Below are 14680 nucleotides of genomic sequence, written 5' to 3' on the forward strand. Positions count from 1 at the left end.
GTGAAAGCTGAAACGAGGCGGCAATGCGTTGACAGTTAGCGCCTATCGCAAGAAAAGCGATCATAATCACAGTCGAACAGGCTACAATCGGACAAACGCGTCATTTTTATTCTCAAGCCTAAGAGTGTTGCTATGAAAAATATCAATCCTAGTCAAACCGCTGCTTGGCAAGCCCTGCAGCAACATTATGCACAGATGAAAGACGTACGGATCGCCGACCTGTTCGCCGAGGACAGCGATCGTTTCTCCAGGTTCTCCGCGACCTTCAACGATCAAATGTTGGTGGACTATTCCAAGAATCGCATCACGCAGGAAACCCTGGAGAAGCTGCAGGCGCTGGCGAAAGAAACCGATCTGCAAGGCGCCATCAAATCGATGTTCGCCGGTGAGAAGATCAACCGCACCGAAGATCGCGCGGTGCTGCATATTGCCCTGCGCAATCGCAGCAACAGCCCGATCCTGGTCGACGGCAAAGACGTGATGCCGGAAGTGAACGCGGTGCTGGCCAAGATCAAACAGTTCTGCGCGCGCGTCATCGGCGGCGAGTGGAAAGGCTACACCGGCAAGCCGATTACCGACGTGGTGAACATCGGCATCGGCGGTTCGGATCTCGGCCCTTACATGGTGACCGAAGCGCTGCGCCCGTATAAAAACCACCTGAACATGCACTTCGTCTCCAACGTTGACGGTACCCACATCGCCGAAACGCTGCAGCCGCTGAATCCGGAAACTACGCTGTTCCTGGTGGCTTCCAAAACCTTCACTACTCAGGAAACCATGACCAACGCCCACAGCGCGCGCGACTGGTTCCTGAGCAGCGCCGCCGATCAACAGCACGTGGCCAAGCACTTCGCTGCGTTGTCCACCAACGGCAAAGCGGTGGCCGAGTTCGGCATCGATACCGACAACATGTTCGAGTTCTGGGACTGGGTAGGGGGCCGTTACTCCCTGTGGTCGGCGATCGGTCTGTCGATCGCGCTGTCCATCGGTTACGACAACTTCGAGCAGCTGCTGAGCGGCGCGCACGCCATGGATAAGCACTTCGCCGAAACGCCGGCGGAGAAAAACCTGCCGGTGCTGCTGGCGCTGATCGGTATTTGGTACAACAACTTCTTCGGCGCCGAAACCGAAGCCATTCTGCCGTACGATCAGTACATGCACCGTTTTGCCGCTTACTTCCAGCAGGGCAACATGGAATCCAACGGCAAGTACGTCGACCGCAACGGCAATCCGGTGGATTACCAGACCGGCCCTATCATCTGGGGCGAGCCGGGCACCAACGGCCAGCATGCGTTCTACCAGTTGATCCACCAGGGCACCAAGCTGGTGCCGTGCGATTTCATCGCGCCGGCCATCAGCCATAACCCGCTGGGCGATCACCACGCCAAACTGCTGTCCAACTTCTTCGCGCAGACCGAAGCCCTGGCGTTCGGCAAGTCGCTGGAGACGGTGGAAGCCGAGTTCGCGGCACAGGGTAAAACCCCTGAACAGGTCAAACACGTGGCGCCGTTCAAAGTGTTTGAAGGCAACCGTCCGACCAACTCGATCCTGCTGCGTGAAATCACTCCGTTCAGCCTGGGCAGCCTGATTGCGCTGTACGAGCACAAGATATTCACCCAGGGCGCAATCCTGAACATCTTCACCTTCGATCAGTGGGGCGTGGAGTTGGGAAAACAGCTGGCCAACCGCATCCTGCCGGAACTGGCGGGCAGCGAGAAAATCAGCAGTCACGACAGCTCGACCAATGCGCTGATCAACCGCTTCAAGGAATGGCGCTAATCGCCTGATCTGAAGCCAATAAAAAACCCGCCGCGGCGGGTTTTTTTACGTCTGCGAAAGTTACAGATTGATTGGCACTTCGAAGCTGACGCCCGCGCCCACGTCATCGGCGGTGCTGTGATCGTTGTCGGTGTACCACAGGCTGGTATCAAACTTAACCTGAGACGGGAAGGTGTAACCCCAGCCGACCTGAATGCCCTTCAGCGTATCGGATTTCGGGAAGGCCTGGTTAATGCTTTGGCTCAGCGGGTTCACCTTGGCGTAAACTACGCGGGTGCTCCAACGCTGGCTGTCGTCCAGCACTAGCTCGACGCGGCCGGACAACATCTGGCCGTCGCCGCCCATCGCATGCCCCAGCGGGTAACCCTGTTGGTAGTAGCCGCCTTTGTAAGTGTAGTGAGTGTACACATAGTTTTTACGGCTCATATCCGAACGGGTGTCTGACCCTTCGATATACCAGTTGATGGTGGTCGGGCCCCATTCCGGGTGGCCTTCCAGACCGAGCAGATAGGTATTTTGCGACGGCAGATAGCCCGCCTCATCTTCACCCACCAACTGACCGTACAGGCTAACCGGCAGGCCGATCAGCGGCTGCATTTTCAGCTTGAAGTCGAAACCGGCGAGCTGGTTGCCCGGATCGTTGCCTTTACCTGAATCATCGTTATCTTTGCCGGTAAATCCATCCCAGAACGAGCTCCATGACTGCGGACGGCCTTCACCACCCCACATCATGATACGCGACGCCCCCAATTCCAGGAAGTCGGTCGGCATCATGGTGAAACGGCCGCCGATCAGTTTGGTGTGCGGTACAGAACTGTACTGCGACAGCTGGCCGGCGGACAATTGATATTGCCAGCGGCCGATCCACGACAGCCACGGGGTTTCAAACGGTGATTGGTCGGCGCGCTGCAGCATAAAGCCGGCCACCGGGCGCGCGGCGTCGGAGCGGATCAGGCTGCCGTCGTAACCCGGGCCCCACCACTGGGAAACCTCGCCGAAGGAGAGCCACTGATTCCAGATTTTCACCGCGCCGTAGGAGCCGTTCATATTGAATTTGGAACCGTCGCTGACGCGCTGATCGCCTTCCACCGAGCCCTGCAGACGCACGTCCCAGAACTCGCCGTTGGCGCCGGCGCCGATGGTCAGGCGATCGTCGGCGTACTCGTTTTGGCCGAAGCCCTGCGGGGTGCCGGGTTTATCGGTCGACGCGTAACCGCTGACGCGGATGTTGGCTTTCAGGGCATCGACACGACGTTGTACGCGGTCAATGACGTTTTTCTCGGTGTTGGTCACCGGCTTGGCCTGCGCGATAACGGAACTGATCTCTTCTTGACTCAGCGGCCAGGTGGACAGGCTGACGTTGATAACGCCGCGGTCAGACAACCAGGCGAGATCGTTACGCAGATCGTTGTCAGGGGCTACAAGGCCGGCGGCGTGGCCGGACAATGCACAGGTAAACAGGCCCGCAGCGACCAGTCCGTTAAGTTTAGCGCGCATAAAGAATTCCCTTGTTAATTCGAGGTTATTGGTTTTATGTAAAGATCTCTGTGACCCATGATAGTTGACATTTCGATTTGCTACAAATCTATAAGCCAGAAACATCTTATTATAACTTTATGAATTAAATGGGGTTTAAAGTGCTTTCGCGCGGGGCATAATTTTTAAGACAATGCCTATATTGGCACGGTTGAATCATATAAGCGGTATTCAGAGAGAGGTTTTATGGCAAAAACGTCGCGTTCGATAATGATAGCGAAAGGACTGCAGCGAGTGCTGAACGTGGGCTTGTTGCTGCTGGCGGCAATTCTGGTGGTGTTTCTGGTCAAGGAAACCATCCATCTGGCGAAGGTGTTATTTATCAACAGCGAAGAGTCGTCTTCTTACCTGTTGATTGAAGGTATCGTGATTTATTTCCTGTACTTTGAATTTATCGCCTTGATCGTCAAGTATTTTGAGTCGGGTTATCATTTCCCGTTGCGCTATTTTATTTACATTGGCATTACCGCGATTATTCGTTTGATTATCGTGGACCACAAAAACCCCATCGATACCCTGATCTACGCCGCGGCGATATTGGTGCTGGTGGTGACGCTCTATCTGGCCAATACCGACCGGCTGAAACGGGAGTAGCGATAAAAATGGCGGCCAAAGGCCGCCAAAGACACAGGATATAATTACCCGTCGTCTTTCAAGCGACAGCGTTGTTGACTGCACTCGCTAACCCCAGTTACTTACTGAAGTAAGCGCCTGGGCTTAGCGAGCTGGTTGCCTAGCTGTAACTTGAAATCCATAGGGTAAAAGATAAGGAAAAACATCAAACGCACTGCAGTGGCACAAATTACCCCTTCACGCCGCCGGCCGTCAGGCCGCCCACCAGCCAGCGCTGCGCCAGCAGGAACACGGCGGTAATCGGTATCGCCGACAGCACCGCGGCGGCGGCGAAATCGCCCCACAGGTAGTTCTGCGGGTTGAGATATTGCTGCATCCCCACCGCCAGCGTGTAGCTGTTCACATCGCGCAGCAGCAGCGACGCGACCGGCACTTCGGTGATGGCGGCGATAAACGACAGAATGAACACCACCGCCAGAATCGGTACCGACAGCGGCAGCAGCACCAGACGGAATGCCTGCCACGGCGTGGCGCCGTCCAGCGCTGCCGCTTCTTCCAGCGAGTTGTCGATGGTTTCGAAATAGCCCTTGATGGTCCAGACGTGCAGCGCGATGCCGCCCATGTAGGCGAAGATCACGCCGCCGTGGGTGTTGAGGCCGATAAACGGAATGTACTGGCCCAGGCGATCGAACAGGGCGTACAGCGCCACCAGCGACAACACTGCCGGGAACATCTGGAAGATCAGCATGCTTTTCAGCAACGTGCTCTTGCCGCGAAAGCGCATACGGGCGAAGGCGTAGGCGCAGGTGGTGGACAGCGTCACGATGCCGATGGCGGTGATCGCCGCGATCTTGATGGAGTTCCACAGCCACAGCAGCACCGGGAACGGCGGCGGCGTCACGCTGCCGTCGGCGTGGGTGACGCTGAAGCCGAGCGCCAGCCGCCAGTGATCCCAGGAGAGGGTTTCCGGTATCAGGCTGCCGGTGGCGAAGTTGCCGGCGCGCAGCGAGATGGCGACCACCATCAGCAGCGGGAACATGATCAGGGCGATAAAGCACAGCATCAATATATGGGTGATCCACAGGCGCAGGCGCTGGGATTTGGGTTGAACCATGGCCATCGTTATTCTCCCTAATCGAAGTTCATCTTGCTGGCTTTTAAATTCAGGATCGCCAGCGCGCCCACCAACAGGAAGATCAGCGTGGCGATGGCGGCCGCCAGCCCGAAGTCTTGCCCGCCACCGCCTTCGAAGGCGATGCGGTAGGTGTAGCTGACCAGCAGATCGGTATAGCCGGCCGGCGTGGTGGTGCCGATCATGTCCGGGCCGCCGTTGGTCAGCAGCTGGATCAGCACGAAGTTGTTAAAGTTGAAGGCGAAGCTGGCGATCATCAGCGGCGTCAGCGGCTTGATCAGCAGCGGGAAGGTGATGCGGAAGAAGTTTTGCCACGGGTTAGCGCCGTCCATCGCCGAGGCTTCGTACAGATCGTCCGGGATCGCCTTCAGCAGCCCCATGCACAGGATCATCATGTAGGGGTAGCCGAGCCAGGTGTTGACGATCAGGATCATGCTCTTGGCGGTGAGCGGATCGCTGAACCAGGCCGGTTTGATGCCGAACAGATGGCTGAGCATCATGTTGATCTCGCCGAAGCTCTGGTTGAACAAGCCTTTGAAGATCAGGATCGAGATGAATGACGGCACCGCATAGGGCAGGATCAGCAGCACGCGGTAGATCGCCTTGCCTTTCAGCGCCTCCCACTGCACCACGCAGGCCAACACCATGCCGACCGCCACGGTGAGGATCACCGTCATCACCGAGAACACGATGGTCCAGATGAAGATCGACACGAACGGTTTCTTAATGCCCTCGTCCTGCAGCACCCGCAGGAAGTTTTTCCAGCCGGTGGTGACGGTATAACCCGGGCTCAGGGTTTCCTGCGCCCAGCCGCCGTCGGCGTTGATCGCCTGATAGAAGCCGGTGTCGCCGTTTGGCCGGTAGCGTACCTGGGTCTGGTTGTTGGTCAGCGTGCTGCCGTCTTTGTCCAGCGCATACAGCGGGCGGGTGCCGGAGAACTGGCGCAGGGAGCTCATGCGCAATTCCCCGCCGTCGGGCAGTTGCGCCACCAGCTGGCTCAGCGCCTGCCGGTTCTGGGTAATCACCCGCAGCGTGGCGCGTTCGCCCTGCGGCGCGGCGTTCTGCGCCGTCAGTTTCAGGGTTTGCGGCGCGGCGGCGTCGAGGCGGAAAGGCTCGGAGATCAGCGGCTGTTCACTGTCCGGTGGCGTCAGCTGCAGGCGCCACTGCTGGTTTTCCGCCGGGTAGAGGCCAAAGGTAAAGGTTTGGCCGCTCTGGAACTGGCGCTGCATCAGCACCGATTGCGCGCGTTCAAAAGTCAGCTGGTTGGTGCTGCTGTAGTTGGTGAAAGCGATGGCGATGGTGCAAATCAGCGGGAACAGGACGAACAGCCCCATGCCGGCGACGCCGGGATACACATAGCGCCAGGCGTAGGCGCGGCGGTTGGCGAAGACGTAAAGCCCGGCGCTGACCAGGATCAGCGTCAGGATGGCGAACAGGTATTCACCCTGTGCATACATCAACACAATCAGGTAGCAGGTCACCAGGCTGAACAGGCCGACCACCAGCCATTTCAGCGCGTCGCTTTGCCACCACTTCGATTTTTTACGCGCGGGCGTCCCGGCGTGAGCGAATTGCATAGGGCGTTCCTTTCTGTGAAGCAACGGCGGGGCACCGTGGCACCCCGCACGACGTCGTTACTTGGTGATACGGGTCTGCACGTCGTCCAGCGCGGCTTTCACCGTCTGACGGCCGCTGACGGCGTTGATCACCGCGCTGCGTTCGGCGTACCAGAAGGCGCTCATCTGCGGGATGTTCGGCATGATTTCCCCGTTTTGCGAGTTCTGCATGGTGGCGGCGATCTTCGGATCTTTGGCCAGCGCTTCCTGATAGGACTTCAGCGCCACCGCGCCCAGCGGCTTGTCTTTGTTGACGTCCGCCAGCCCTTCGTTGGTCAGCAGGTAGTTCTCGAGGAACTCGGTCGCCAGCTCTTTATTCGGGCTGGCGGCGTTGATGCCGGCGGTCAGCACGCCGACGAACGGCTTGGACGGCTTGCCTTTGAAGGTCGGCAGCAGCGTCACGCCGTAGTTGATTTTGCTCTGCTCGATGTTGTTCCAGGCCCACGGCCCGTTGATGGTCATCGCGGTCTGGCCTTTGTTGAACGCGGCTTCGGCGATCGAGTAGTCGGTATCGGCGTTGATGTGTTTGTTTTTCACCAGATCGACGATGAACTGCAGACCGGCCTGCGAACCGGCGTTGGCGACGCCGACATCCTTGATGTTGTATTTGCCGTTTTCATACTTGAAGGCATAACCGCCGTCGGCGGCGATGATAGGCCAGGTGAAGTAGGGTTCCTGCAGGTTCCACATGATGGCGCTCTTGCCGTTGGCGCGCAGCTGTTTGTCCAGCGCCGGGATTTCTTCCCAGGTCTTCGGCGGCTGTTTGACCAGGTCTTTGTTATAAATCAGCGACAGCGCTTCGACGGCGATCGGGTAGCCGATCAGCTTGCCGTCATAGCGCACGGCGTCCCAGGTGAACGGGAACAGCTTGTCCTGGAAGGCTTTGGACGGGTGGATTTCGGCCAGCAGGCCGGACTGCGCATAGCCGCCGAAGCGGTCGTGGGCCCAGAAGATGATGTCAGGGCCGTCGCCGGTGGCGGCCACCTGCGGGTATTTCTCTTCCAGCTTGTCCGGGTGCTCGACGGTGACTTTGATGCCGGTGTCTTTTTCGAATTTCTTGCCGACTTCGGCCAGGCCGTTATAGCCCTTGTCGCCGTTGATCCAGATAACCAGTTTGCCTTCCTCGATCTTGGCGAAGGCGGAAGAAGAGAGCACCAGGGTGGCCAGTGCCGAGAGTGCCAGCGTGCGGGCGAGGGTAATGCTGCGAGTCATAATCCAGTCCTTCTTTTTGTGGGCACATAAATCAAGGAGAGACGTTTCGCGGTAATAGTGGGTCACAACGCGACATATTCTCATCCTCCCCCCCTCTACGCCCCTGAGATGAGGAGTGTGATCCAGTTAACGTTGCGCTCTATTCTGTGGCGTCAGGCACAAAATGGGGGGGCGATTTTTGCCAGCCGGATCACAGAATTGCCTTAAGCGCGGAACTTCTCATCGCCGCGGTCGTTCTCTCATCCTCCCGCCTCCTCCCCCATGAAAAATCTTGTTACGGATGATTACCCTTTCCGGCGACTCCCGCACTATCGGCCCATTGATTTTCAACGCCACGCGCAGCAGGGATACCGGATTTATGTCGTCAATGCCTATCGCTACTCAGCCCACCCTGTACCGGATCCATCCGGCCAGTTTCCGTGACGGAAACGGGGACGGCGTGGGCGACGCGCACGGCATGCTGGCGGCGCTGCCGTATCTGAAAGCGCTGTCGATCGACGGCCTGTTGCTGCCGCAGACGCTGGCGCCGGGGGCCGAGGCGACGGTGACGGGCGAAGGGCTGACGCTGTGGTACGGCGATGAAGCCAACCGCGTTCGCAATGCCGTCGCGCCGCGGCGGTTCGCCCACGGTGCGCTGGCGCTGGACGTGATGCCGTTCAGCGCGGAGACGCTGGTGGCGGTGCTGCACGCCCGTCGTACCACATTGGCGGACAGCCTGTGGAGCACCGGGGACGCCGATCAGCCCCGGGTGGTCAGCCGCTGGGGGCAGGGCGACCTGCGTTCCGCCGCCGCCTTTCTGACGCTGCTGGCGATGCTACCGGCGCCAATCTGCCTGTATCAGGGCGAGGAGCTGGGGCTGCCGCATGCCGCCGGCCTGCAAGATCCGCGCGGCGCGCAAACGCCGATGCCGTGGCACGAAGCCCCCGAACAGGTCACCGCCGGCGAAATCAGCTGGTATCAACAGGTGGCGATCGAACACCGCGCATTGGCCATCAGCCGCCAACAGCACGACAGCCACTCCACCTTACGTTACTGCCAGGCGCTGTTGGCCCTGCGTCGTTCGCCGCTCATCCAGCACGGCGAACTGAACGAAGTCAGCCAGCGCGATGGCGTGGTGCGCTTACTTATTACCCATCAGGATCAATGCCTTGAAGCGCTGATAAACCTGCAGCCTTATACTCAGGCGGCCGCGCCGTCTGAGGCGACCTTGCCGTTGGCATGGCAGCACGGCGCGCAGCAAGAGGGTCATCAATGGGTTTTGGCGGGCTTTGCCTCCGCCATTTTCACACGACATGTTAACTGCGAAAGCAGGGGAGTAACGCATGGCTAGCGTGACACTGCGCAGCGTTTATAAGGCCTTCGGTGAGGCCGTGATTTCCAAAGACGTCAATCTGACCATCGAAGACGGCGAGTTTGTGGTGTTTGTCGGGCCTTCGGGCTGCGGTAAATCGACGCTGCTGCGCATGATCGCCGGGCTGGAGGACATCACCTCCGGCGAACTGCTGATCGGCGAGAAACGTATGAATGAGGTGCCGCCTTCCGAGCGCGGCATCGGCATGGTGTTCCAATCTTATGCGCTGTATCCGCACCTGTCGGTGGCGGACAACATGTCGTTCGGCCTGAAGCTGGCCGGCGCCAAGAAAGCGGAAATCAATCAACGGGTGAACCAGGTTTCCGAGGTGCTGCAACTGGCACACCTGCTCGACCGGCGGCCGAAGGCGCTGTCCGGCGGGCAGCGTCAGCGCGTGGCGATCGGCCGCACGCTGGTGGCCGAGCCGGACGTATTCCTGCTTGACGAACCGCTGTCCAACCTCGACGCCGCGCTGCGGGTGCAGATGCGCATCGAGATCTCCCGTCTGCACAAGCGCCTGCAGCGCACCATGATTTACGTCACCCACGATCAGGTCGAAGCGATGACGCTGGCCGACAAGATCGTGGTGCTCGACGCCGGTCGCGTGGCGCAGGTCGGCAAGCCGCTGGAACTGTATCACTACCCGGCCAACCGCTTCGTCGCCGGGTTTATCGGCTCGCCGAAGATGAACTTCCTGCCGGTCAAGGTGACCGCGGCGGAGCCGCAACAGGTGCAGGTCGAACTGCCCAACCGCCAGCTGGTCTGGCTGCCGGTGGAAGGCGCGGGCGTTCAACCCGGCGCCAACCTGTCACTGGGCATTCGCCCTGAACATCTGCTGCCCGGCGAAGCCTCAGAAGTGCGGCTTACCGGCGACGTACAGGTGGTGGAGCAACTCGGCAACGAGACGCAAATCCACATCCAAATCCCGGCCATCCGTCAAAACCTGGTGTACCGCCAGAATGACGTGGTGCTGGTAGAAGAAGGTGCCACATTCGCCATCGGCCTGCCGCCTCACCGCTGCCACCTGTTCCGTGAAGACGGTACGGCATGTAAACGGCTGCACCAGGAGCCGGGCGTTTAAAGCATCAAAGTCGGTATAACAGGAGAATAATGATGACTACTCTGCGCAAACTTCCTCTGGCACTGGCTGTCGCCGCCGGTGTTCTCTCTACTCAGGCGCTGGCCGTGGATTTCCACGGTTATGCCCGTTCCGGCATCGGCTGGACCGGCAGCGGCGGTGAGCAACAGTGCTTCAAGGCCACCGGCGCCGCGAGTAAATACCGTCTCGGCAACGAATGCGAAACCTACGCCGAACTGAAACTGGGGCAGGAAGTGTGGAAAGAAGGCGACAAGAGCTTCTATTTCGACACTAACCTGGCCTATTCGGTCTCGCAGCGTTCTGACTGGGAAGATGTGACCCCGGGCTTCCGCGAAGTCAACGTGCAGGGTAAAAACCTGATCGAGTGGCTGCCGGGCTCCACGCTGTGGGCCGGTAAGCGCTTCTATCAGCGTCATGACGTTCACATGATCGACTTCTACTACTGGGATATCTCCGGCCCGGGCGCCGGTCTGGAAAACATCGATCTGGGCTTCGGCAAGCTGTCCGCTGCCGTGACCCGCAACTCGGAGTCCGGCGGCTCTTACGGCTACCTGGATAACGAATGGAAACAGCGTCCAACCGTCAACGACACCTTCGACGTGCGCTTGGCCGGGCTGGAGCTGAACCCGGGCGGCACCCTGGAGCTGGGCGTGGACTACGGCCGCGCCAATGCGCAGGATAACTACCGCCTGGCCGACGGCGCCAGCAAAGACGGCTGGATGTTCACCGCCGAACACACGCAGAGTATCCTGAACGGTTACAACAAGTTCGTGCTGCAGTACGCCACCGACTCGATGACCTCGCAGAACAACGGCCGCAACGAAGGCGCCACCATTGATAACAACGGCAAGATGATCCGCGTGTTGGATCACGGCGCCATCGACTTCAACGATCAGTGGGCACTGATGTACGTCGCCATGTTCCAGGACATCGACCGCGACAACAACAACGGCACCACCTGGTACACCGTGGGCGTGCGCCCGATGTACAAATGGACGCCGATCATGAGCACCTTGCTGGAGGCGGGCTATGACAACGTCAAATCCCAGCGCACCGGCGATCGCAACGGCCAGTATAAAGTGACCCTGGCGCAGCAATGGCAGGCGGGCAACAGCATTTGGTCGCGTCCGGCCATCCGCCTGTTCGCCACCTACGCCAAGTGGGACGAGAAGTGGGGCTACGCCACCGGCGATGACACCGGGTATAACGCCGGCACCGCTTACAACGACACCAGCATGCATACCTTCAGCCGCGGCAAGGATGACGAAGTCACCTTCGGCGCCCAGATGGAAATTTGGTGGTAACGACGACAGGACGGGGAGGGCCGCCGGCTCTCTCCCAACCGCATTCGCCGCGGCCGGATCTCTTGCCTGATCCGCCGCGGCGCTGAAAGAGGATATAACGATGAAAAAGAATCTGCTGTCACTCTGCCTGTCGCTGGCGCTGACCGTCGGCGCGCCTTTGGCGGCCAACGCCGAGACGCCGGCCAACGTTTCCGTCGCGCCGGCCATCAGCGCCGCCACGCTGCAAAGCCTGCCGTGGCAGCCGCTGCAGCCGCCGGTGTCGCAAGAGGTGAAGCTCGACGCCGTCAGCCCGCAACTCAATCAGGGCGAGATTCAGGGGGCGATCGCCGCCTATACGCTGCCCGCCGATCGCGGTTCGCTGGAAGTGACGCTGAGCAGCCTTGCCAAAAACAATTCGCTTTATGCGCCGAGCGTGCTGGTGCTGGACGAGCATCTGCGCCCGGCGGCGTATTACCCGAGCAGCTACTTCCCTTACCAGCCGCCGGGGGCGATGTCCTCCGATCGCCTCGAAGGCACGCTGAAACTGACGCCGGCGCTCGGTCAAAAACAGATTTACCTGCTGGTGTACACCACCCGTCAGGACTTGGCGAAAACCACGCAGCTGACTAACCCGGCCAAGGCCTATGCGCAGGGAGTGGGCAACGCGGTGCCGGATATCCCGGATCCAATCGCCGGCCACGCGACGAGCGGCACGCTGAAGCTCAAGGTGACCGCGGAACAGGGCACCGGCAACGTGATGATCGGTATGCTGCAGCCTGCGCCGACCGTGGCGCCGGTGGTGGTAGGATCAACCGCACCGGCCGCTGTGGCGGCGCCGGCACCGACCCCAGAGAAACCGGCGGAGCCGATGCTCAACGATACCGAAAGCTACTTCAATAATGGCATCAAGCAGGCGGTGAAGGCGGGCGATATCGACAAGGCGCTGAAACTGATGAATGAGGCCGAGAAGTTGGGCTCGACCACTGCGCGTAAAACGTTTATCAGCAGCGTTAAAGGCAAGGGGTAACACCCAGCGCTGCCGATGCTGGCTCGATGATTGGTGCGCCTTGGCGCACCTTTTTTCATCCGCGCGCCAGCGTTGCGCCGATCAACGCCAGTAGACGGGCGTTATCGACCTGCTGCATGATGCGCACCGGCTTGCCCTGCGGCGGCGGCATGCCGACCGTCAGGCGTAGGCTGTCCGGCCGCCAACGGCGTGAGCTGCCGCGCGTCAACGCCCCTTCCAGCGCCACATCCACATGGAACATTTCGGTCGTGACCAACTGCGGTTCCAGCAGCCAGGCGATCACCAGCGCATCATGGATCCAGCAGCCCGGCAGGCGCCGCGTATGGCGCGAATAGTCGATCCACGGCTGCGTGGTGGCGCGCAAATAGCGGCACAGCGGCGTATCCGGCTGCGTCAGTGCGGCCAGATCCGCCTGGGTCAGCATGGTCTGGGTGGTGACGTCCAGCGGCGCCAGCGTGATAGCGGCGCCGCTGTTCAGCACCAGCCGTGCGGCTTCCGGATCCAGGCCGAAATTGGTGTCCTTGATGTACCCGTCGACGTTGAATACGCCACCCATGATTACGATCTCTTTCACCGCCTGCGCCATCTGCGGGTAAAGCTGCATGGCGTGCGCAACGTTGGTCAGCGGGCCGATCGCCGCCAGCGTGATCTCGCCGGGATGGCGGCAGATCAGCTCGCCGATGGCGATGGCGGCGTCCGGTGCGGGCGCGTTGGCGAGTGAGGGCGCGGGCAAGTCGCGCCACAGCGCTGCCAGCTTGGGATCGGCGATCGGGCGGTCCAGATGCGCGCGCCACGGCTCCGGCGGCTCACTCAGGGCGCGCGCCGCGCCGAGGGCGACAGGAACCTGATAGCCGCTCTGCGCCAGCAGATCGGTGGCGACGGCGAAGCCCACTTCGCGCGGGGTGTTGCCGGCCACGATGCTGATCAGCTCCAGCTGCAGCTGCGGTTTGGCCGCCAGCGCCAGGGCCAGCGCCAGCCCGTCGTCGACGTTGGCGCCGGGGACGCCATTGCCGGGATCGCAATCAATGATTAAACGCATATAAGGTGTCCTGAAAACCCGCTAACAGCCGCATGAATGGCGGATGCGCAGTTGAAAAGCGAATTCATGCAGCTCGGCGGGCGCGGCACCGGCGGCCAGCATGGCGATGGCCCGCTTGGCCATGGCGTCGATCGGTTGCTCGACCGCGCTGAGCGGCGGCACGCTGAATTCGGATTGCTGCGTGCCGTTAAAACAAATCAGCGCCAGATCGTCCGGTGCGCGCAACCCATGCTCTGCCAGCGCCGACAGGCAGCCGAGCGCCTGCTGTTCGTTAGAGGTGAAAACGGCGCGTGGGCGTGGGCCTTGCACCAGGCACTGGGTGGCCTGGTAGCCGCCTTGGCGGGTGTAGGGCACCTCGAAAATCCACTCGTCGCGCGGCACAATGCCCGCCTCCAGCAGCGCATCGCGCCAGCCGTTCAGGCGATCCTGCGCGTTGAGCATGGTCAGCGGGCCGATAAAAATGCCGATGTCGCGATAGCCGTGCTGCAGCAGATGGCGGGTCGCCTGGCAGGCGGCGTCGCGCTCGTCGACGCGGATGGCGCAGACGCCGGCCTGGCTGTCGATGGTGTCTATCATCACGCAGGGCGTGCCGGAGGCGCGGATCAGCTCGAACCACGGATGGCGATCGACGCTGGTGTACAGCAGGCCGTCGACCTGGCGGCGCAGCAGGTTGTTGATCAGCTCATACTCACGCTGCCGGTCATCGCCGGCGTCACCCAGCAGCAGCACGCGGCCGCGGCTGAAGGCCTCTTGCTGCAGTGCCCGCGCCAACGTGGCGAAGAAAGGGTTGGAAATATCCGGCACCACCAGCCCGTAGGTTTGCGTGCTGCCGGAGGCCAATGCCCGCGCGATGTCGTTAGGCCGGTAGCCGGTCTGCTCGATCGCCGCCAGCACGCGCAGCCGGGTGGCTTCCGCCACCGGGCGCGGGCCGTTGTTGATCACATAGCTGACCACGGCGACGGAGGTGCCCGCTACGCGGGCCACGTCGGCGCGGGTAACGCGTCGCGCGGAGTGATTATCCAAATTGGGTTCC

12 protein-coding genes are annotated in these 14680 nt (G+C 60.7%); 6 read left to right on the forward strand and 6 right to left on the reverse strand.

Annotated elements, in window-relative coordinates; all coding sequences use genetic code 11:
• Positions 1–132 precede the first annotated feature (132 nt).
• Positions 133–1779, forward strand: coding sequence for a glucose-6-phosphate isomerase (pgi, locus tag ACJ8J4_RS20985; RefSeq protein ID WP_025304468.1), 1647 nt, complete (start codon positions 133–135; stop codon positions 1777–1779).
• Positions 1780–1839: 60 nt separating this feature from the next.
• On the opposite strand, the gene ACJ8J4_RS20990 is transcribed toward pgi, so the two are convergent.
• Positions 1840–3276, reverse strand: coding sequence for a capsule assembly Wzi family protein (locus ACJ8J4_RS20990; protein ID WP_025304467.1), 1437 nt, complete (start codon positions 3274–3276; stop codon positions 1840–1842).
• Between the two features lie 225 nt (positions 3277–3501).
• On the opposite strand from ACJ8J4_RS20990, the gene psiE reads away from it, so the two are divergent.
• Positions 3502–3909, forward strand: coding sequence for a phosphate-starvation-inducible protein PsiE (gene psiE, locus ACJ8J4_RS20995; RefSeq protein WP_015379238.1), 408 nt, complete (start codon positions 3502–3504; stop codon positions 3907–3909).
• 208 nt (positions 3910–4117) lie between these two features.
• Here psiE and malG read toward each other — a convergent pair whose 3' ends face one another.
• The 3 genes from malG to malE are packed head-to-tail and all read right to left on the reverse strand — an operon-like array spanning position 4118 to position 7848.
• Positions 4118–5008, reverse strand: coding sequence for a maltose ABC transporter permease MalG (gene malG, locus ACJ8J4_RS21000; RefSeq protein ID WP_025304466.1), 891 nt, complete (start codon positions 5006–5008; stop codon positions 4118–4120).
• Positions 5009–5019: 11 nt separating this feature from the next.
• The gene (gene malF / locus ACJ8J4_RS21005; protein WP_149570345.1) at positions 5020–6597 is read right to left on the reverse strand and encodes a maltose ABC transporter permease MalF; all 1578 of its coding nucleotides are present in this window, start codon (positions 6595–6597) and stop codon (positions 5020–5022) included.
• A 57-nt stretch (positions 6598–6654) separates the two neighbouring features.
• On the reverse strand, positions 6655–7848 hold the full coding sequence (gene malE / locus ACJ8J4_RS21010) for a maltose/maltodextrin ABC transporter substrate-binding protein MalE (protein WP_025304464.1): 1194 nt from the start codon (positions 7846–7848) through the stop codon (positions 6655–6657).
• A 358-nt stretch (positions 7849–8206) separates the two neighbouring features.
• Here malE and ACJ8J4_RS21015 point away from each other — a divergent pair, with 358 nt between their 5' ends.
• The 4 genes from ACJ8J4_RS21015 to malM all read left to right on the forward strand — a co-directional run bounded on the left by ACJ8J4_RS21015 (position 8207) and on the right by malM (position 12608).
• The gene (locus ACJ8J4_RS21015; RefSeq protein ID WP_049296322.1) at positions 8207–9178 is read left to right on the forward strand and encodes an alpha-amylase family glycosyl hydrolase; all 972 of its coding nucleotides are present in this window, start codon (positions 8207–8209) and stop codon (positions 9176–9178) included.
• Positions 9171–10280 carry a maltose/maltodextrin ABC transporter ATP-binding protein MalK gene (gene malK, locus ACJ8J4_RS21020; RefSeq protein WP_025304462.1) on the forward strand — a complete coding sequence of 370 codons (1110 nt, stop codon included), beginning with the start codon at positions 9171–9173 and terminating at the stop codon, positions 10278–10280. Before ACJ8J4_RS21015 ends, malK begins: the two co-directional genes overlap by 8 nt.
• A gap of 32 nt (positions 10281–10312) precedes the next feature.
• Positions 10313–11602: a maltoporin gene (locus ACJ8J4_RS21025; RefSeq protein WP_025304461.1), complete on the forward strand. Its 1290-nt coding sequence runs from the start codon at positions 10313–10315 to the stop codon at positions 11600–11602.
• 100 nt (positions 11603–11702) lie between these two features.
• A complete protein-coding gene (malM, locus tag ACJ8J4_RS21030) occupies positions 11703–12608 on the forward strand; it encodes a maltose operon protein MalM (RefSeq protein WP_025304460.1) in 906 nt (301 codons plus the stop codon).
• 55 nt (positions 12609–12663) lie between these two features.
• Here the strand turns inward: malM and ACJ8J4_RS21035 are convergent, their stop codons facing one another.
• On the reverse strand, positions 12664–13647 hold the full coding sequence (locus ACJ8J4_RS21035) for a nucleoside hydrolase (RefSeq protein ID WP_043139664.1): 984 nt from the start codon (positions 13645–13647) through the stop codon (positions 12664–12666).
• A gap of 21 nt (positions 13648–13668) precedes the next feature.
• Entirely contained in the window at positions 13669–14670 is a 1002-nt protein-coding gene (locus ACJ8J4_RS21040; RefSeq protein WP_049204318.1) for a LacI family DNA-binding transcriptional regulator, read from the reverse strand.
• Positions 14671–14680: the final 10 nt, after the last annotated feature.

The sequence above is a fragment of the Serratia sp. CY47280 genome, assembly GCF_052168655.1.
Taxonomy (GTDB): domain Bacteria; phylum Pseudomonadota; class Gammaproteobacteria; order Enterobacterales; family Enterobacteriaceae; genus Serratia; species Serratia bockelmannii.